At 54.9% G+C, this 20,407-nt stretch carries 14 protein-coding genes and 2 pseudogenes; 6 read left to right on the top strand and 10 right to left on the bottom strand.

The genetic code is table 11. The features are described 5' to 3' along the window. Positions 1-17: 17 nt before the first annotated feature. Together fdhF and yjcO are read left to right on the top strand one after the other, a co-directional pair. The gene (fdhF, locus tag B9P82_RS21045; RefSeq protein ID WP_081000494.1) at positions 18-2,165 is read left to right on the top strand and encodes a formate dehydrogenase subunit alpha; all 2,148 of its coding nucleotides are present in this window, start codon (positions 18-20) and stop codon (positions 2,163-2,165) included. A gap of 103 nt (positions 2,166-2,268) precedes the next feature. Next, positions 2,269-2,958 carry a Sel1 family TPR-like repeat protein YjcO gene (gene yjcO, locus B9P82_RS21040; protein WP_016155379.1) on the top strand — a complete coding sequence of 230 codons (690 nt, stop codon included), beginning with the start codon at positions 2,269-2,271 and terminating at the stop codon, positions 2,956-2,958. A 50-nt stretch (positions 2,959-3,008) separates the two neighbouring features. On the opposite strand, the gene gltP is transcribed toward yjcO, so the two are convergent. The 7 genes and pseudogenes from gltP to nrfA all read right to left on the bottom strand — a co-directional run bounded on the left by gltP (position 3,009) and on the right by nrfA (position 11,172). Continuing rightward, complete coding sequence (gene gltP / locus B9P82_RS21035; RefSeq protein WP_016155378.1) at positions 3,009-4,322, bottom strand: glutamate/aspartate:proton symporter GltP; 1,314 nt, start codon at positions 4,320-4,322, stop codon at positions 3,009-3,011. Between the two features lie 344 nt (positions 4,323-4,666). Beyond that, on the bottom strand, positions 4,667-5,287 hold the full coding sequence (gene nrfG, locus B9P82_RS21030) for a heme lyase NrfEFG subunit NrfG (RefSeq protein ID WP_101700873.1): 621 nt from the start codon (positions 5,285-5,287) through the stop codon (positions 4,667-4,669). Then, positions 5,284-7,495: pseudogene (nrfF, locus tag B9P82_RS21020) on the bottom strand (heme lyase NrfEFG subunit NrfF). The gene nrfG and the pseudogene nrfF overlap by 4 nt, the downstream one beginning before the upstream one ends. Before the next feature lie 8 nt (positions 7,496-7,503). Continuing rightward, positions 7,504-8,460 carry a cytochrome c nitrite reductase subunit NrfD gene (gene nrfD / locus B9P82_RS21015; protein WP_016155452.1) on the bottom strand — a complete coding sequence of 319 codons (957 nt, stop codon included), beginning with the start codon at positions 8,458-8,460 and terminating at the stop codon, positions 7,504-7,506. Beyond that, positions 8,457-9,128: a cytochrome c nitrite reductase Fe-S protein gene (nrfC, locus tag B9P82_RS21010; RefSeq protein ID WP_016155373.1), complete on the bottom strand. Its 672-nt coding sequence runs from the start codon at positions 9,126-9,128 to the stop codon at positions 8,457-8,459. The genes nrfD and nrfC overlap by 4 nt, the downstream gene beginning before the upstream one ends. Then, a complete protein-coding gene (gene nrfB / locus B9P82_RS21005; protein WP_005132587.1) occupies positions 9,125-9,691 on the bottom strand; it encodes a cytochrome c nitrite reductase pentaheme subunit in 567 nt (188 codons plus the stop codon). Before nrfB ends, nrfC begins: the two co-directional genes overlap by 4 nt. Before the next feature lie 44 nt (positions 9,692-9,735). Further along, positions 9,736-11,172 carry an ammonia-forming nitrite reductase cytochrome c552 subunit gene (nrfA, locus tag B9P82_RS21000; protein ID WP_049268858.1) on the bottom strand — a complete coding sequence of 479 codons (1,437 nt, stop codon included), beginning with the start codon at positions 11,170-11,172 and terminating at the stop codon, positions 9,736-9,738. A 1,151-nt stretch (positions 11,173-12,323) separates the two neighbouring features. Here nrfA and acs point away from each other — a divergent pair. The 3 genes and pseudogenes from acs to actP all read left to right on the top strand — a co-directional run bounded on the left by acs (position 12,324) and on the right by actP (position 16,478). After that, positions 12,324-14,282 carry an acetate--CoA ligase gene (gene acs / locus B9P82_RS20985; protein WP_016155371.1) on the top strand — a complete coding sequence of 653 codons (1,959 nt, stop codon included), beginning with the start codon at positions 12,324-12,326 and terminating at the stop codon, positions 14,280-14,282. Positions 14,283-14,518: 236 nt separating this feature from the next. Further along, complete coding sequence (locus B9P82_RS20975) at positions 14,519-14,833, top strand: DUF485 domain-containing protein (RefSeq protein WP_016155370.1); 315 nt, start codon at positions 14,519-14,521, stop codon at positions 14,831-14,833. Further along, positions 14,830-16,478 (top strand): annotated as a pseudogene (gene actP, locus B9P82_RS20970) (cation/acetate symporter ActP). The gene B9P82_RS20975 and the pseudogene actP overlap by 4 nt, the downstream one beginning before the upstream one ends. Positions 16,479-16,520: 42 nt before the next feature. Here actP and B9P82_RS20965 read toward each other — a convergent pair. Both B9P82_RS20965 and B9P82_RS20960 read right to left on the bottom strand, forming a co-directional pair. After that, positions 16,521-17,210 (bottom strand): LrgB family protein, encoded by a 690-nt coding sequence (locus B9P82_RS20965; RefSeq protein ID WP_016155368.1) that lies wholly within the window; start codon positions 17,208-17,210, stop codon positions 16,521-16,523. Beyond that, a complete protein-coding gene (locus B9P82_RS20960) occupies positions 17,203-17,613 on the bottom strand; it encodes a CidA/LrgA family protein (RefSeq protein ID WP_065554808.1) in 411 nt (136 codons plus the stop codon). Before B9P82_RS20960 ends, B9P82_RS20965 begins: the two co-directional genes overlap by 8 nt. Positions 17,614-17,714: 101 nt before the next feature. Between B9P82_RS20960 and B9P82_RS20955 the strand changes: the two genes are divergently transcribed. Then, a complete protein-coding gene (locus B9P82_RS20955) occupies positions 17,715-18,605 on the top strand; it encodes a LysR family transcriptional regulator (protein WP_016155366.1) in 891 nt (296 codons plus the stop codon). Positions 18,606-18,689: 84 nt separating this feature from the next. On the opposite strand, the gene B9P82_RS20950 is transcribed toward B9P82_RS20955, so the two are convergent. After that, entirely contained in the window at positions 18,690-20,336 is a 1,647-nt protein-coding gene (locus tag B9P82_RS20950) for a Na+/H+ antiporter (protein WP_016155450.1), read from the bottom strand. Between the last annotated feature and the right edge of the window lie 71 nt (positions 20,337-20,407).

The following is a 20,407-nucleotide window of genomic DNA, read 5'->3' as shown; positions in this document are numbered from 1 at the left end:
TAACTGGAGCGAGACCGATGAAAAAAGTCGTCACGGTTTGCCCATATTGCGCATCAGGTTGCAAAATCAACCTGGTGGTCGATAACGGCAAAATCGTCCGGGCTGAAGCGGCGCAGGGGAAAACCAACCAGGGTACCTTGTGTCTGAAGGGCTACTATGGCTGGGATTTTATCAATGATACCCAGATCCTGACCCCTCGTCTGAAAACCCCAATGATCCGTCGCCAGCGTGGCGGCAAACTGGAATCCGTTTCCTGGGATGAAGCGCTTGATTACGTCGCCACTCGTCTGAGCGCCATCAAAGCGAAGTATGGCCCGGACGCTATTCAGACGACCGGTTCATCTCGCGGTACGGGTAACGAAACCAACTATGTAATGCAAAAATTCGCGCGCGCCGTTATTGGTACCAATAACGTTGACTGCTGCGCTCGCGTCTGACACGGCCCTTCGGTTGCAGGTCTGCACCAATCGGTCGGTAACGGCGCAATGAGTAATGCTATCAATGAAATTGATAACACAGATTTAGTGTTCATCTTCGGGTACAACCCGGCGGATTCCCACCCGATCGTGGCGAATCACGTGATTAACGCTAAACGTAACGGGGCGAAAATTATCGTCTGCGATCCGCGCAAAATTGAAACCGCGCGTATTGCCGATATGCACATCGCGTTGAAAAACGGCTCGAACATCGCGCTGCTCAACGCTATGGGTCATGTCATCATCGAAGAAAAACTGTACGATCAGGCGTTCGTCGCCTCCCGTACCGAAGGATTCGAAGAGTACAGCAAGATTGTCGAAGGCTACACGCCGGAGTCCGTCGAAGATATCACTGGCGTTAGCGCACAGGATATTCGTCAGGCTGCCCGTATGTACGCCACGGCAAAAAGCGCGGCCATCCTGTGGGGCATGGGTGTTACCCAGTTCTATCAGGGTGTGGAAACCGTGCGTTCACTGACCAGCCTCGCAATGCTGACCGGCAACCTCGGTAAGCCAAGCGTGGGCGTTAACCCGGTTCGTGGCCAGAACAACGTTCAGGGCGCATGCGACATGGGCGCGCTACCGGATACCTATCCGGGCTATCAGTATGTGAAAGATCCGGCTAACCGCGAGAAGTTCGCTAAAGCCTGGGGCGTGGAAAGTCTGCCTGCGCATACCGGCTATCGCATCAGTGAACTGCCGCACCGTGCGGCGCATGGCGAAGTCCGCGCGGCGTACATTATGGGTGAAGATCCATTACAGACTGATGCTGAACTCTCCGCAGTGCGCAAAGGCTTTGAGGATCTGGAACTGGTCATCGTGCAGGATATCTTCATGACCAAAACAGCCGCTGCCGCAGACGTTATTTTACCGTCTACGTCATGGGGCGAGCATGAAGGCGTCTTCTCCGCGGCTGACCGTGGCTTCCAGCGCTTCTTTAAAGCCGTTGAGCCGAAGTGGGATCTGAAAACGGACTGGCAGATTATCAGTGAAATCGCCACCCGTATGGGCTACCCGATGCACTACAACAACACCCAGGAAATCTGGGATGAGTTGCGTCATCTGTGCCCGGATTTCTACGGTGCCACTTACGAGAAAATGGGCGAACTGGGTTATATCCAGTGGCCTTGCCGCGACACCTCAGAAACCGACCAGGGTACGTCTTATCTCTTCAAAGAGAAGTTCGATACCCCGAACGGCCTGGCGCAGTTCTTTACCTGCGACTGGGTAGCGCCAATCGACAAACTCACTGAGGAGTACCCGATGGTGCTGTCCACGGTGCGTGAAGTCGGCCACTACTCTTGCCGTTCGATGACCGGTAACTGTGCGGCGCTGGCCGCGCTGGCGGATGAACCGGGCTATGCCCAGATCAACACCGCCGACGCAGCACGCCTGGGCATCCAGGATGAAGAGCTGGTGTGGGTTAACTCGCGTAAAGGCCGGGTCATTACCCGTGCAGCAGTCAGCGATCGTCCAAACAAAGGCGCGATTTACATGACCTACCAGTGGTGGATTGGCGCATGTAATGAGCTGGTAACCGAGAACTTAAGCCCGATTACCAAAACGCCGGAGTACAAGTACTGTGCCGTTAACGTTGAACGCATTGCCGATCAGCGCGCTGCCGAGCAGTATGTCATTGATGAGTACACCAAGCTGAAAGCCAGCCTGCGCGAAAGCGCGATGGGTTAGTCCGTTTACGTAACTGTTCTGCAACAGCCTCCGCCCGGAGGCTGTTTTTTTATCCATACGATCTCTTTATACTGTTCATTCCGTACCCTAAATAAAACTCAAAATGAAACAACTCATTGCATTGATGTTCTTTATGACATTCTTTGCCCATGCCAGTGATACTGAGCCAGGAAGCCAGTACTTACAGGCCGCTGAGGCAGGGGACCGTCGCGCACAGTACTTTCTTGCCGATACCTGGTTCAGTTCGGGCGATTTGAGCAAAGCTGAGTATTGGGCGCAAAAAGCCGCCGACAACGGCGATGCCGACGCCTGCGCGCTACTGGCGCAAATCAAAATTACGAATCCGGTCAGTCTGGATTACCCCCAGGCTAAAACGCTGGCGGAAAAAGCAGCCAAAGCAGGCAGTAAAGCGGGAGAACTTACCCTGGCGCGGATTCTGGTCAACACCCAGGCTGGACGTACCGATTACCCTAAAGCCATTACCTTGCTGCAAAACGCCTCCGAAGACCTGGAAAATGACTCCGCCGTCGACGCACAAATGCTACTCGGCCTGATTTACGCCAACGGCGTGGGCATTCCCGCTGACGATGAGAAAGCGACGTGGTATTTCAAACGAAGCTCAGCCATTTCCCGCACGGGTTATTCCGAATACTGGGCAGGGATGATGTTCTTAAACGGTGAACAGGGTTTTATCGTGAAGAATAAACAGAAGGCGCTGCACTGGCTGAATCTGAGCTGTATGGAAGGATTCGATACCGGCTGCGAAGAGTTTGATAAGTTAACAAACGGGTAATGATTTGCATTGCCGGATAGCGCTACGCTTATCCGGCAAGCTGTCATGAATTACTGATTAGCGGTCTTATCAAATCTACCCAGCACGTCGCGCTCATAGGCCAGCGCTTTCTTGCGGTCAAATTTGTGCTCCCACTTGGCGATAACCAGTACCGCCAGCGCATTACCCACCACGTTCAGCGCGGTACGCGCCATGTCGAGGATACGGTCAACACCGGCGATAAACGCCAGGCCTTCCAGTGGGATCCCCACGCTGCCCAGCGTAGCCAGCAGCACCACGAATGATACGCCCGGCACACCCGCAATCCCTTTCGAGGTCACCATCAGCGTCAGCACCAGCACGATTTCCTGCCACAGCGACAGGTCGATACCGTACAGCTGCGCGATAAAGATAGCGGCGATACTCTGGTACAGAGTTGAACCATCAAGGTTGAATGAGTAGCCGGTCGGCACCACAAAGCTGGTGATTGAAGCTGGCGCGCCATAGGCTTCCATCTTCTCAATAATACGCGGCAGTACGCTCTCGGAGCTGGCTGTAGAGTAAGCCAGAATCAGCTCGTCTTTCAGAATGCGGATCAGGATCCAGATGCTCAAACCGCAGATGCGCGCCACGATCCCCAGCACCACCAGCGCGAAGAACAGAATGGCGAAATGCACCAACAGCACCAGCTTCGCCAGCGGCCACAAGGAGGCAAAACCGAAGTTCGCGACGGTAACGGCAATCAGCGCGAAAACACCGACTGGCGCGTAGCGCATAACCATGTGAGTGACTTTAAACATGGTTTCGGAAATAGAGCGGAATACGGTAACCAACGGCTCGCGGTGAGTTGCCGGCAGGGAAGACAGACCTAAACCGAACAGCACCGAGAAGAAGATAATCGGCAGCATATCGCCTTTTGCCATCGATGCGACGATGTTGGTTGGCACCAGTGACAAAATTGTCCCCATCAGGCCATGCGCGTGGCTCTGTACTTCTGCGGTCGTGCTTTGATATTTCGAAATATCCACGGTCGCCAGTTGCGACATATCCACCCCGGTACCTGGCTGGAACACATTCGCCAGCGTGATACCAAGGATAATCGCCACGGTGGTGATTACTTCGAAATAGATAATAGTTTTGGCGCCAATACGGCCCAGTTGTTTTGCATCGCCGACCCCGGCGATACCGACAACCAGCGTAGAGATAACAATGGGCACCACAATCATTTTGATCAGATGGATAAAGATATCGCCCGCCGGTGACAGCAGGTTTACAACCAGCCATTCACGGCTGTCACTATGGTAATGAAGGTAACTCCCCAGCAGAATGCCCAGCACCATAGCGATCAGAATCTGCCATGCCAGGCTGACTTTCAAATTTTTCATAACAACGGACTTCCTCGATGGAGCGCTATTCCACATGCGGTGTGTGGTAATAGTACATACTGAAAGGGTATGAATTGTGTTGCGTTCGTTTATGGAGTTTTTTAACGCTTATTATCATTATCATTTGCGTACTGTCTCGCGCAACCCTCCAGGAACAGAGCCTTCAGCTGAATTTATGCATAAAAATGCAATTTTATCGGGGTATCAATGAATAACTTTTTGTTATAAAAGAATTTTAATATGTTCAAAAATGAAGAAGTCATGGCGTGAGTTTTTTTTGCTCATTTGTTCGTTCGCCTGTTTTTTAAACAGGCCAAATGATACAAATCACAAAAGAAACAAATTTATTTTTGCCGATTCTGCAACAACTTCGCCATATTAATAGAGTCAATGAGCTGTGCCCGGTTCACCCTCGGCGAGTTTAAATCCATAACTTTTTGCCACACTGAAATGGCCTGGGCGTAGTCTGCCTGCATAAACGCATCTGAGGCTAACAGCATCAGCGCTGTGACCTCTGTCGGGTCCAGCGCCAGAGCCTTATCAATCATCTCGCGAGTGGGCGGTGTCATATGCTGCCCGGCCTGGTAATACAATACCGTTGCCAGCGCTGAATAGATCTCAGCATTTTCACCCCCTACACGCAGCGCCTGCTCGTAGGCCAACAGCGCATTATGATACGCGTTTTGCCAAAGATAGTACTCACCGAGTTGCGCCCATTTCACACCGTCCTGTGGATTAGCACGAATTTTCGATTGCAGCAAAAGCAGCTGTTTTTCCTGAACATTTTCATCGGTGAACGCATGTAATGGGTCCGCCAGCCGCGTCTGTTCCTGACGCACCGCCTGCCATTTGGGCGTCAACAGATAACCTCCGATGCAGGCCACAACCATCAGCACCGTCGCAGCGGTCAGCCACTTCACGGGGAGTGGGCGTAACGGCGCAGGGGAATGGTTGGACTGGCTCATTGCACATCCTCCTCTACGCGCTGACGCCTTCTCACCCGCCAGACCACCACGCCCACCAGTAATAACAGCAGGCACGGCAACGCCCACAGCAGCAGCGTTTGCTCATTCAACGGCGGGTTGTAGCGCACAAAATCACCGTAGCGATCGGTCATCCACGTCGTTATCTCGGCTTCACTTTTCCCTTCCGCCACCATGCTATAAACCTGGTGGCGCATACTGACCGCTACCGGCGCATTGGATTCCAGCAAGTTTTGGTTTTGACACTGTGGACAGCGCAGTTGGCTGGCAATAGACAACGCTTTTTCCTGTTGTTGCGGGTTGGCAAAAGTCCATGTGTCCACAACCTGGGCATGTGTCGAGAAGGCGATGAAAAACAAAATGATAGCTAAGAGTAAACATGTTCTGCCGGATGGCGCTGCGCTTATCCGACCTACCGTTTTCACACCCCGTTCGCCGCCATCTGGCAACGCGTTGATTAGTTTATGCATCGCGCTTTCTCCCTCGCCATCCGCTCAGCAGCGCACCAAAGATCATTAACAGTCCCCCGCCCCAAATCCAGCGCACGCCGGTCTGTACGTACAAGCGCATGGCATAACGGTCCGGTCCGGTTTTTTCGCCGATTACCGCATACCAGTCATGCATCAGATTCCAGCGGATCCCCGGCTCCATCATCTGTTGACGGCGCGCGGCATAGAAGCGTCTTTCAGGCTGCAGGCTGCCAATGCGTTTCTCATTTTGCCACAGCGTGATCTGCGCTTTTTCACTGGTGTAGTTACCTTTTGCTTCCAGGTCGAGACGCTCAAAACGAAAAATATAGCCCGCCAGTTCCACCTGCTGCCCGGGGCTGAGATTCAGGCTTATCTCCTGACGACTACCGCTGGAAAAGACGATCCCAGCCGCAAACACCAGCACCCCGGCATGCGCCAGCAGTGCCGGAAGCTGGCAACGCACAGGCACTTTGCGGCTTCTGATCGTCGCCAGCACGATAACCAGCAGCATCAGCAGGCCAAAGGGCAGCGTAGCACGGTTAAAGTACGGTGCGCCCACGGAGAGCCGCCCCCAGCCGAACAACCCGTAAATCATCGGGTAAAGGGTACCAATCAGCACAATCAGCAGCACCGCGCAAAAAAGTAATAGCGCGACCAGAATCAGCATCTCGCGCGACCAGCCGCCAAAACGCGCATTCTGGCGGACTTGCTGTCCCCGCCAGGCGTACAGCCCGAGCGATGCCAGGCTCAATACGGTAAACAGCGCGAACAGCGGCGTGGCGCGGACGTTATCCAGCGCAAAAGCGTGCACGGAAACGAGAATGCCGGAACGCACAATCAGCGTCCCCAGCAGCGATAAAATCAGCGTGACGATCGCCAGCAGCAGCGACCAGTGGCGGAAGATCCCACGTTGGCGCGTGATGAACAGACTATGCAGCAGCGCACTGGCGGAAAGCCAGGGTAATAAGGAGGCATTTTCTACCGGGTCCCAGAACCACCAGCCCCCCCAGCCCAACTCGCAGTAAGCCCACCAGGAGCCGAGGATAATCCCCAGCGTCAGCGCACACCAGCCAGGCAGCGCCCAGCGCCAGCACACCCCGGCGCTCTGCGCATTAAAGTCACCGCGCAGCAGCGAGGCCAGCGCCACGCCTGCCGCCACCATCAAGCCACCGTAACCCAGGTACAGCAGCGGCGGATGGAGGATTAACCCGAGATGTTGCAGCATCGGGTTAAGATCGCGCCCTTCAATGGCTGGCGGGAAGATACGCACGAACGGATCGGACCATACCACCACAAACAGCAGCAGCAGGGCCGTTATCAGTGCGAGGACGCTGAGCGTTAACGGAAACAGCAGGTCGGAATCACGCCGATAGCGCAAGGCGAACAGCGCGCTCCAGCCGGAAAGAAACAGCACCCACAGCAGCAGCGATCCTTCATGCCCGCCCCACACCGCCGCCAGTTTTAATCCCCACGGCAGCAGGCTGTAGCTATGCTGAGCAACGTAGACCACCGAAAAATCGCTGGTCAGAAAGCAGAATATCAGAATGGCAAAGGCCAGCAGCAGCAGCGAAAATTGCGTCCACATGCCCACGCTTGCCAGGCGCATTACGCCTTGCCAGCGCTGGCGGACACCCACCAACACGGCAAGCGGGGTCAACACGTTGACCCCGAGGCTTAACAACAGTGCCAGAAAACCGGCTTCAGGAAGGAGAACGTCCAGATATCACCTTACGCAACGGTTAGCTGACCCGCATAGAGAATAAAAAAGCGCAGCAGCAGTACGCCGGTCAGGCTGGCGCCGCACACTGCCAGCACGCCATGAAACGTCGAACTGCGGTTGGCCCAAGGTTTTAGCAGCATCGGCAGTATCAGCCCAAGCCCGGCCACGCCCAGCCAGAACCACCAGGTCCAGAATCCGCCGCCCAGTGCCGCCGCCAGCGCGCGCATTTTGCCGTCATCGCCCAGCGCCAGGCCGACGAAAAACGCCGCCAGCAGGAAGATCTCCAGCCATACCACCGGGACTTCCATGCGATGCACAAAGTGCGCTTCGGTACTGTGCGGATTACTACGATGACGTAACGCCATGGCGATCAGCGCCACCGCCGCGCCGGAGGAGATCCCGGAGAACAGGAACAGCACCGGCAGGATCGGGTTATTCAGGAACGGGTAGGATTTCAGCGCCGACAGCAGAAAACCGGTGTACGCCCCGAGCAGGACCGCCAGCACCAGCATTAACGTCTCCAGCGCGCGATGAAACGGCGCAATCAACGTCAGCATTTTCTGTACGATCCCTAATCGCGGCAGCCAGCGCTGTTGCAGAGCAATCACCTCTTTTTCAAAGATTTTTGCCAGCCACAGCACCAGCACCACCATGTACAACTGGAACAACATGACCCCCATCGACATCACCGAAGTGAAGCTGTAGTGGAACATCAGTTTCCAGAAGGTCCATGGACGCGTCAGGTGGAACACCAGAATCAGCAGACCGAAGATAATCGCCCCCGGCCCTAACACCAGCGTAGTGCGTAGCAGCGTGCTGTCAGAACCGCCCGCCTCCGGATGGAAACGACGCAGCAGAATCGCCAGCGTGACCAGTCCGGCGGAGATGCCAATCAGGAACAGATAAATGGCAATGGGCCAGTCCCACACCAGTGATTCAAAATGAAATGCAGAAGCGGATGTCATTGGCTCACCTCCCCAAATTTAAAGGGAACGCGGTAGACCTTCGGTTTTGTGCCCAACGCCAGCTTGTAACGGTAGGTGGTTTTCTGCAGCAACAAGCGGGAGATATCGCTGTTGGGATCGTCCAGATTACCAAACGTCAGCGCCTTCGTCGGACATGACTCAACGCAGGCGGGCTGCTTGCCCGCTTTCAGATTGGTTTTCCGACAGAAATCGCATTTATCCGCCGTTTTGCTAACCGGATGGATAAAGCGCACGCGATAAGGACACGCGGCGATACAGTACTGGCAGCCAACGCAAAGGTCCGGGTTCACATCCACAATACCGCTGGCGGCATCGCGATACGATGCCCCCGTCGGGCAGACGTCAACGCAGGGGGCATGGTCGCAATGCTGGCACGAATGACGGAAGAAGCGATACTTCACATCAGGAAACGTCCCCTGCGGCTCGCTGCGAATAATCGTCAGACGCGATACCCCTTCCGGCACGTTGTTTACTTCCCGACAAGCATCCATGCAGGCCGTACAGCCGATGCATAGTGACTCATCATGTACCATACCGTAACGTACGCCGTTGATGTTCAGCGTCTTCGCCACAACGCGTCCCGCCGTCCCGCTCACTGCCACCAGCGCGCCGACGCGGGTGATAAACTGGCGACGAGAGCAACTCATGGATGCTCCTTAAGCAACGGAACCGACGCCGGGTTAAAGTTCGGATTGTTACGCTGATCGCTGTGGCAATCGACGCAAATCTTGATCCGTCCTTTATCACTTAGCGTCTGCATCGTGTCTTGCTTCGGATGCAGTGAGTGACAGCTGGCACACGCCACTTTGGTTACGTGAACATCGTGTGGCCAGAACGCTTTTTGTAGCTGCTCAGGCAGGTGGCAGGACATACAGACGCTGTTCTGCTGTTCAACGTTGTACATCGGCTCATTAAAGCGCATCACATCCTTCACCCCTTCACGGTGGTTCGGTGACGGCTGGCCGTGACAGTTGGTGCAGGTGACCGGCAGTTTGTTATTCGGGTTGATGACTTCTGCATGCTTACCATGCATGCCTTCGGTATCTGGCTTGTGACAATCCAGACAGGCGGCATCCGGATTACGCTGTTGGGTAACCGTCCAGCGTTGATCCGACTCCTGCGGCGTTGGCGTGGCAGTGATTCCACTCAGGCTCCAGAACAAGCCTGACGCCAGCACCCCAGCAGTTAATAACGAACGTAATACGCTCATATTCACTCCGTTGAGTTATCCGCCCCTGACGGGGCGAAATGGGGTTATTGGCTTAACAGACCGTTTTTACGCGCCTGATCTTCCCACTGCGGAATCACCGTTTTGATGAAGTCCTGCTTCTCAGCATTGATTTGCTGCATGTTCAGACCAATCGCCGCCTGGGCTTTCTCTTTGGTAGAGATATCCGGTAACGGGATTTCATGGGTGATGCCTTTAGTCGCCAGCAGACGGACCAGTTTGGTACGCGCATCGGCGGCTTTATCCATGGCGCTACCCAGCATCCGCAGACCCTCTTCCGGAGCGTGCATGTGAATACCGTGTGAGGCGATAGACAGGTCCCAGCGCCATTGTGCGTGACGGATATCTTCCAGAATCGGCTTCATTTCCGCTTCAGTCGCACCCGCATCCCATGCAGCTTTCGCTTCGAAGTGCGCATGAACCAGCTGATCTTCGACCTTGATTTTCAGGTCATGAATAGCCTGTTTACGCTCGGCGACCACTTTTTGCAGAGACGCTTTATCCTGGGTGTGGCAGTTCGCACAGGTCTGAGCAAAGTTATCGAACGGGTTACCAATTTTATGGTCGGTGTAGATCTTGCCTTCCGCGTTTTGCACTTTCGGCATGTGACAGTCGATACAGGTCACGTTGTTCTTGCCGTGAATGCCCGCGCTCCAGGTTTCATATTCCGGGTGCTGCGCTTTCAGCATCGGCGTTTTCGACAGGGAGTTGGTCCAGTCAGAGAAGGCGATGGTGTCGTAGTATTTCTCCATGTTCTCGACTTTCATGCCCTCGTCCCACGGGAACTTAACGGCTTTGTTTTTACCGTCGAAGTAGTATTCCACGTGGCACTGACCGCAGACCATGGATTGCTGATCAAAGCGACCGGCTTTCTCAAACGGTTTGCCGATTGCTTCCATCGCACGTTCTGCATAAGGACGCGACAGCGTCAGCTCTGGCTTGCCTTTGGCGAAGTCTGGTGACGCAGTGTTATGGCAATCTGCACAGCCGAGATTGTTAACAATTTCTGGACCGCCGCGCGCCCATTTACCGTGGAAGTAGCCATCTTCACCGTCTTTCTGGATCAGACGTGCTACGTCCGGGCTTTTACAGCTCCAGCAGGCCATCGGCAGCGGACCGTCTTCAGCCGTTTTTGGGGCGCCGGTACGTAAGGTTTCACGTACATCGGTCACGGCATAGGCGTGTCCACGCGGTTTGTTGTAATCGCGCGAGAATGGATATCCCGCCCACAGGATCACCAGACGCGGATCTTCTGCCAGCGCATCTTCACGGGCTGATTGCTCAGACGTGGCTTTCCAGGAGAGATATTGATCGGGATGCTGAGGAGCGAAGGTTTCATTCTTCGCTTCAACGGTGACGGTTTTTGCGGGTACAGGAGTTTGTTCAGCGTGAACAACAGAAATAAATAATAAAGGTAATAACAGGCTGAAGAAACGGCGTACGCGTGATTTTATCCTTGCCATAGGGGTCTCATCCAGATGACGCCATTATCTGCAATGGCGGTTCTTTTATTGTTTTCCATAACAGCAACCACACGAATACTGTCATGACATTGCTCCACCCTATTTGTAACAAGAAACCACACTGAAAATGTTGTCTTTAATCAATTGTAAGTGTATGTAAAATACCACTTTAGAGTTATACGCCCCCCTCTAACCTCTAATACTTGTCAGTTAACGAGGATGAGTGACACATACGGAGGTAATGAATCCGTTGCCTCCGGCGTATTGCTACGTTCACCTCATGTTTGTCACTTCTCTGAGGCAATACGACCTGTGAACGTGTTAAGGGTACTATCGCCGTACCCTTAACAATCCCGGCTCCCGGCGGGAAAATTGCCACTTCGTGGTCCCCTCCGTTTATTCCTCCAGGCTACCGGGCCGGGCGCGAGGTAGCCTCCCTGCAAAACGCGCCCTGAACCCGCATCCCTGCGGGTTCTCCCGGCCTTACGGAAACACGTCGGCAATTTTCAGCCGGACCAGCCCACACCTGACCACCTGCGTTTTTTATCTGAACAGCAAAAAAGATTTAACTGGAAGTCAGTGCGTTGCAGCGATGACCCCGGTCCGGCTGAAAATCGATGAGGCGTTGACGGCTGACCGGGTTTGCCCGCAGGGATGCGGGCAGAGGGGACGGCCTGCAGGGACGCAGGCTCGGCCCCGACCCGACAGGCAGACGGCATAAGACGAATGAATCGCGCAGCGACGATTTTCCCGCCGGGAGCCTGGGATGCAAGGGAGGCGGCGGTGAGCCTCTCTTGCACGTTCACGGGTGTCTGAGCCTCAGAGAATTGATATTGCTGAGGTGAACGGAACCCTGAGCCGGAATCACATGTTCTCCATAATGCTTAACTAACTGGCATTACCCTCTACCCCCTCACTCTTTTGTCTAATTCAGAGACAGATCACCTTTTCGATAATCCTTTAGATAACTACATGTTATCGCGAGATTTAATCAATTTTTGCTAGTTCCCTTCAAAATTAAGTTTGCCGCTAATTTGCACAATTCGTTTATTGCGTGATCTGCCGCGCAAATACTAAACAAAACTCTCAAAGCCCCTACATTTAACGTTTATGAGACATATTATTAACATCCTACAAGGAGAACAAAAGCCATGAGCCAAATACATAAACACGCTATTCCCGCAAACATTGCGGATCGTTGCCTGATAAACCCGGAGCAGTACGAAGAGAAATACCAGCAATCCGTTAACGAACCCGACACATTTTGGGGCGAGCAGGGAAAGATACTTGATTGGATCAAGCCGTACAGCCAGGTGAAGAACACCTCCTTCGCACCAGGCAACGTGTCGATTAAATGGTACGAAGACGGCACCCTGAACCTGGCCGCAAACTGCCTTGACCGTCATTTACAGGCAAATGGCGATCGCACCGCCATCATTTGGGAAGGCGATGACGCCACCCAAAGCAAAAACATTACTTATCGCGAACTGCATCGCGATGTTTGCCGTTTCGCCAATACGCTACTGGATTTAGGCATTAAAAAAGGCGACGTGGTGGCCATTTATATGCCGATGGTGCCGGAAGCGGCGGTTGCTATGCTGGCTTGCGCCCGCATTGGCGCGGTGCATTCGGTCATCTTCGGTGGTTTCTCACCAGAAGCGGTCGCCGGACGTATCATCGACTCCAATTCACGTCTGGTGATCACCGCCGACGAAGGCGTGCGCGCCGGCCGCGCCATCCCGCTGAAAAAGAACGTCGATGATGCGCTGAAAAATCCGAACGTCAAAACCGTGGAACATGTGGTCGTCCTCAAACGTACCGGTGGAAAAACGGAATGGCAGGAAGGCCGTGACCTGTGGTGGTCCGATCTTATCGAGAAAGCCAGCCCGGAACATCAGCCGGAAGAAATGAACGCGGAAGATCCGCTGTTTATCCTCTATACCTCCGGTTCAACCGGCAAGCCAAAAGGCGTACTGCATACCACCGGCGGATATCTGGTCTACGCCGCAACCACCTTTAAGTACGTGTTTGACTACCATCAGGGCGATATTTATTGGTGTACCGCTGACGTGGGTTGGGTAACCGGGCACAGCTACCTGCTGTATGGTCCGTTGGCCTGCGGCGCAACCACGCTGATGTTCGAAGGCGTGCCAAACTGGCCAACCCCGGCGCGTATGTCGCAGGTTGTGGACAAGCACCAGGTCAATATTCTGTATACCGCGCCGACCGCCATACGCGCCCTGATGGCAGAAGGTGATAAAGCGATTGAAGGCACTGACCGCTCCTCGCTGCGTATCCTGGGTTCCGTTGGCGAGCCGATTAACCCGGAAGCATGGGAGTGGTACTGGAAGAAGATCGGCAACGAAAAATGCCCGGTCGTCGATACCTGGTGGCAGACCGAAACCGGTGGATTCATGATCACCCCGCTGCCGGGCGCCACCGAGCTGAAAGCGGGTTCCGCAACCCGTCCGTTCTTTGGCGTACAGCCTGCGATTGTCGATAACGAGGGTAATCCGCTGGAAGGCGCGACCGAAGGCAACCTGGTGATTACCGACTCGTGGCCGGGCCAGGCGAGAACGCTGTTTGGCGATCACGAACGCTTTGAGCAGACCTACTTTTCTACCTTCAAGAATATGTACTTCAGCGGCGACGGCGCGCGTCGTGACGAAGATGGCTATTACTGGATCACCGGTCGTGTGGACGATGTGCTGAACGTCTCTGGCCACCGTCTGGGAACGGCAGAAATCGAATCGGCGCTGGTGTCGCATCCGAAGATTGCCGAGGCCGCGGTGGTGGGTATTCCGCATAATATTAAAGGCCAGGCGATCTACGCCTACGTCACGCTGAATCACGGCGAAGAGCCGTCACCGGAGCTGTACGCCGAGGTGCGCAACTGGGTACGTAAAGAAATTGGTCCGCTGGCAACGCCAGACGTGCTGCACTGGACCGACTCACTGCCGAAAACCCGCTCCGGCAAAATCATGCGCCGTATTCTGCGTAAAATCGCGGCGGGCGATACCAGCAATCTGGGCGATACCTCGACCCTCGCCGATCCTGGCGTGGTAGAGAAACTGCTCGAAGAGAAGCAGGCCATCGCGATGCCATCATAACCATAACCGTGAAATGCCCGATGGTGCGCGGCTTATCGGGCCTACAAATCCTACCCCTACCCCTCCCCTGACCGGGAGGGAAAATATAATAACCCACCCCAAAGGATTTCGCGTTGCAGGAAGGCGGCAAGCGAGCGCATCCCCAGGAGCATAGTTCACTATGTGACTGAGGTGGGCGAGTGCGGCCAACACACTTGCAACGTGAAAGACGAAGGGGGCCTCTGGAGAACTCTGTGATGAATGACTCTATTTATCAGCGGATAGAAGACAGTGCGCGTTTCAGGGAGTTAGTTGAAAAAAGGCAACGGTTTGCCACCATTCTGTCCATCATCATGCTGGCAGTTTACATCAGCTTTATTTTACTGATTGCCTTTGCGCCTGGCTGGCTGGGTACGCCGCTACACGCGGGAACCAGCGTCACCCGGGGTATTCCGATTGGGGTCGGTGTGATCCTCATCTCCTTCATCCTGACCGGGATCTATATCTGGCGGGCAAACGGTGAATTCGACCGCCTGAACAATGCGGTTCTGCACGAGGTTAAAGCATCATGAAGAGAGTCCTGACGGCGCTTGCCGCCACGCTGCCCTTCGCCGCAAACGCGGCGGATGCTATTAGCGGTGCAGTCCAACGCCAGCCAACCAACTGGCAGGCGATTGTCATGTTCCTGATTTTCGTCATCTTTACGCTCGGTATTACTTACTGGGCGTCTAAGCGCGTACGTTCGCGTAATGACTACTACACCGCCGGCGGTAACATCACTGGTTTCCAGAACGGGCTGGCGATTGCGGGCGACTATATGTCGGCGGCATCGTTTCTCGGGATTTCCGCGCTGGTGTTTACCTCCGGTTATGACGGGCTGATCTATTCACTCGGCTTCCTGGTCGGCTGGCCAATTATCCTGTTCCTGATTGCTGAGCGTCTGCGTAACCTGGGTCGTTACACCTTTGCAGATGTTGCTTCTTATCGTCTGAAGCAAGGACCAATCCGTATTCTGTCGGCCTGTGGTTCTTTGGTGGTGGTCGCGCTGTATCTGATCGCCCAGATGGTGGGCGCAGGTAAGCTGATTGAGTTGCTGTTTGGTCTGAACTATCACATCGCCGTCGTACTGGTTGGCGTACTGATGATGATGTACGTCCTGTTTGGCGGCATGCTGGCGACCACCTGGGTACAGATCATCAAAGCCGTTCTGCTGCTGTTCGGCGCCAGCTTTATGGCCTTTATGGTGATGAAGCACGTCGGCTTTAGCTTCAACAACCTGTTCACCGAAGCAATGGCGGTACACCCGAAAGGTTCAGCCATTATGAGCCCGGGCGGACTGGTAAAAGATCCGATCTCCGCCCTGTCGTTAGGTCTCGGCCTGATGTTTGGTACGGCAGGCTTGCCGCACATCCTGATGCGTTCTTTACGGTCAGCGATGCCCGCGAAGCGCGTAAGAGCGTGTTCTATGCCACCGGTTTTATGGGGTATTTCTACATCCTGACCTTTATCATCGGCTTTGGCGCGATCATGCTGGTGGGCGCTAATCCGGTGTATAAAGACGCTGCTGGCGCGCTGATCGGCGGTAACAACATGGCGGCGGTTCACCTGGCGAATGCGGTGGGCGGTAACCTGTTCCTGGGCTTCATCTCAGCCGTGGCGTTTGCCACCATCCTGGCGGTGGTTGCAGGCCTGACGCTGGCGGGCGCATCGGCCGTTTCTCACGACCTGTATGCCAACGTGTTCCGTAAAGGCGCAACCGAACGTGAAGAACTGAAGGTGTCGAAAATCACCGTACTGGTGCTGGGCGTGATTGCCATCCTGCTCGGCGTGCTGTTTGAGAACCAGAATATCGCCTTCATGGTAGGTCTGGCGTTTGCTATCGCAGCCAGCTGCAACTTCCCGATCATTCTGCTCTCCATGTACTGGTCAAGACTGACCACGCGTGGCGCGATGTTGGGCGGCTGGTTAGGTCTGCTGACGGCGGTGGTGCTGATGGTGCTTGGCCCGACGATTTGGGTCCAGATCCTTGGTCACGAAAAAGCCATTTTCCCGTATGAATATCCGGCGCTGTTCTCCATCAGCGTAGCGTTCCTCGGGATCTGGTTCTTCTCTGCTACCGATAACTCAGAAGAAGGTAATCGCGAACGCGAGCAGTTCCGTGCTCAGTTCATCCGTTCCCAGACCGGGTACGGCGTAGAACAAGGTCGCGCGCACTAACCACTCCTCCTCTTCCCCGGTCTGAACGACCGGGGCATTTTTTCAGAACATCACCATCGCGACCAGCGGCGCTACCAGCACCATCACCACGCCGGAAAGCATCATCACCAGGCTGGCGACCACGCCCTCCTGCTGGCCGAGCTCATAAGAGCGCGCCGTGCCCGCACCATGCGAGGCTGCGCCAAATCCTGCGCCTTTCGCCATCCCTTCCCGAATAGAAAGCCGTAAAAACAGTACATCGCCAACCGCCATACCAAATACACCGGTCACTACCACGAACAATGCCACCAGGTCTGGTTGCCCACCCAACGGCTCTGCTGCTGCCAGCGCAAACGGCGTGGTGACGGAGCGCACCGCCAGGCTACGCTGGATTTCATCAGGCAACATAAACAGACGCGCCAGCCACACGGAACTGGTAACGGCCACCAGCGTTGCCGTCACCACGCCCGCCGTCAGTGACATCCAGTGCCGCTTAATCACGGCAAGGTTGTCATAAACCGGAACGGCAAAAGCGATGGTCGCAGGGCCTAACAGCCACAGCAACCAGTGCGATTCACCAATATAGTTTTGCCAGGAGATATGCCCGAAGACCAGCATCAGGACCAGCAGCGCCGGAGTGAACACTAACGGCATCAGCGGTAATTTACGAAAACGGCGATACAGGCGCTTGTTGGCAAAATAGATGCCCAGCGTAATCACCAGACACAGCACGCTTAGCTGGAAATTACTCACGGTTTAGCCTGCTCATTTCATAGCGATACACTCTATCCACGACCCATGCCGTTGCGCCAAGCACCATCAACGTACTTAGCGCAATGACGGCAAATATGCGCCAACCATCGACCAACAACAGCTGCGTATAGTTGACGACAGCCACCACCGCCGGAACAAAAAACAGCAACATTTCAGCCAGTAACCAGCGAGCGCCTGCGCGAATCCAGTTCAGCGGGATAACCCGGCAGACAATCAGCGCCAACATCAGCACCATCCCAACCAGGTTGGCAGGAAGCGGCAGATGCAGCCAGGAGACAAGATATTGAGCAAATACAAATAGACCTGCGTACAACAGAACCTGAACGGGGATCTGGAGTCGATGAATAACGGCAGGCGTCACGCGGCTTATCGCCACAGCCATGAGGGTATGTCCTTAAAAAATAGAGAGCGCCAGTATAGAGAGCCCCCGTCCAGGACTGAAATGAATTAAACTCATTGCAGGCATAGTCTTAAGGAATAATCATGGATATCAGAACGCTGCGCTATTTTGTTGAGGTGGTTCGTCAGCAGAGCTTTACCCGCGCAGCGGAGAAGCTTTTTGTCACCCAGCCCACCATCAGCAAGATGTTGAAGAACCTTGAAGACGAGCTTAACTGCACGCTGTTAATCCGCGACGGTCGGCGACTGCTGTTAACCGACACTGGACAGGTTGTTTTCGAACGCGGCCTGGCGATCCTCGCCGAGTTTCGCCAGCTCGAAGCAGAACTCAGCGACATTAATCACCTCAACAAGGGAGTGCTGCGCCTCGGCATCCCCCCCATGGTCGGTATGTTGATGGCCGGGCCTATCAGCCTGTTTCGCCAGCGCTATCCCGGCGTTGAACTGAAGGTGTCTGAATTTGGAGGCTTAACCGTCCAGCAGGCGGTGATGAATGGCGATCTGGATGTCGCGATGACCGCGCTGCCGGTTGAAGAAGAGAGCGGCCTGGCGACCTTACCGCTTTTTAGCCATCCGCTCTGCGTGCTGGTCCCCCGCTCCGGTCAGTGGACAACGTGTGAATCCATTTCCCCCGAGGCGTTAGCGGAGCATCCCCTGCTTATCTATAACGAAGATTTCGCGTTGAGCCGTCAGTTGCTTGAGCTGTTTAACCAGCACAACGTCAAACCCCGCATCGCGGTACGCAGTGGGCAGTGGGATTTTCTGGCGGCGATGGTGCAAGCCGGAGTCGGGATCGCCATTTTACCGGAGCCGATTTGCCAGCGATTGGATAAGCAGACGCTGCGCTGGATCCCTTTGGAGAGTGATTTACGCTGGCAATTGGGCATGATTTGGCGCGAAGGTGTGTATCTGTCGCACAGCGCCCAGGCGTGGCTCAAATGCTGTGAAGGGTTCTGGCTAACGCAAGAGTCGTAACATGCCGGATGCGGCTTAACGCTTATCAGACCTACAATTGGATTCCGTAGGCCTGATAAGCGTAGCGCCATCAGGCACAACCGTTTATTCGTTCTCGATCAACAGCGCTTCCAGCAAATCCAGATCGTGCAGCAGTTTTTGCAGCGTTTCATTGCTGATTTCCCGCGTGGCGCGCAGGTGATAAAGTTCCGCGCGCTCGGAACGCAGGGCCGCCAGACGGAAACGCCGCTCGAGGTTTTCTTCCTGCATTGAGCTTTCCACGTCGTTGCGTCCGTCGGCGCGTCGACGCAGGTTACCGATGACGCGTGAACTCACCTCGGTGAGCAACTGATTGTCGATGTTCTCTTCGGTGTCTGCGGCCAGACGTTCCTCCATTTTCTGGATGGCGACAATCGCCACTTCCGCCGTGGCAGCGCGGGCAATTCGTTCCTCTTTCTGCTGCTGTGAGTGGTCTGCCACTTCCAGGTGTTGCAGCAGAAGCGGCAGCATCACCACGCCAACAAACAGCGAGAACAGAATCACGCCCGCGGCAAGGAAGATCAGCTCATATCGCGCCGGGAAGCCGCTACCATCCGGTAACAGCAACGGAATAGAGAGCACACCGGCAAGAGTAATGGCCCCACGCACGCCCGCAAAGGAGGCGATCATGATTTCACGCGTCGTCCAGGAACCAAACTCCATCGGCTTTTTCTTCAGGAAGCGCAGGCTAAACTTCTTCATCGTCCACAGCCAGCCAAAACGTACCAGCATCAGCGCCACGTAAATCAGCACGATATCGGTAAACAGCATCCAGATTTCAACATTCGGATCGGCTTCTGCCGCCGCCAAAGAAGACTCCAGAATCCCCGGCAACTGCAGTCCTAACAGCAAGAAAACCATGCCGTTAAACACAAACTCCAGCATCGCCCAGGTGCTGTTAGCACGTAAACGCATCGCCAGCGGCGCCCGGCGCATTACCCCGGAACGGGTGATGGTCATCCCGGCTGCGACCGCCGCGAGGATGCCGGAAACACCGATGTGTTCCGCAATCAGGTAAGACGCAAACGGCAGCAGGAACAGCAGAACGATTTGCGTTGCCGGTTCATCACCACCCCAGCGGCTGAGAAAACGCAGGGAGCGCCCGTACAGCCAACTGACGACAAAACCGGCCAGGATACCGCCAATCGCTACCTTGAAGAATTCAAGCGTTGCGCCACCAACCGTAAACACCATCGTGCCCATCGCCACGGCGACGGCAAATTTCAGTGATACCAGACCGGAGGCGTCGTTCATCAACGCTTCGCCCTGCAGGATACCCATGATTTTCTTCGGTATGCGTCCCTCGCCCACTATGCCGGAAAGGGCAACGGCATCAGTTGGCGACAGGACAGCGGCCAGCGCAAAGGCCGGGATGAGAGGGATCCCCGGCACCAGCCAGTAAATCATAAAGCCAATCCCGACCACCGTGACCAGAACCAGCGCCAGCGCAAGGCCGAAGATCTCTCGCCCGTGCTCCAGAAACTCACGGGTTGGCGTCTTCCAGCCATCGGCGAAGAGCAGCGGCGGGATGAACAGAACCAGAAAAAGCTCAGGATCGAATTCCACATGCAAACCAAACGTCGGCCACGCCAGCAAGGCGCCGATGGCGATCTGCATAAGGGGTAAAGGGAGTTGGAATGGCAATACGCGAGTAAAAACCCCCGACAGCGAGACCACAAGGGTCATGATGAGTATGGTGAAAAAGATTTCCATGCGTTCCCTGTTTGCGATGTTTCTTATGATCAGTGATGAGAGGCGTCGTGCCTCAATTCTATCTACTTGAG

It is taken from the genome of Citrobacter sp. L55, from assembly GCF_002850715.1.
GTDB lineage: Bacteria > Pseudomonadota > Gammaproteobacteria > Enterobacterales > Enterobacteriaceae > Citrobacter > Citrobacter braakii.
Note: the sequence above shows the minus strand (reverse complement) of the source record. Positions and strands in the feature narration are given on the sequence as shown.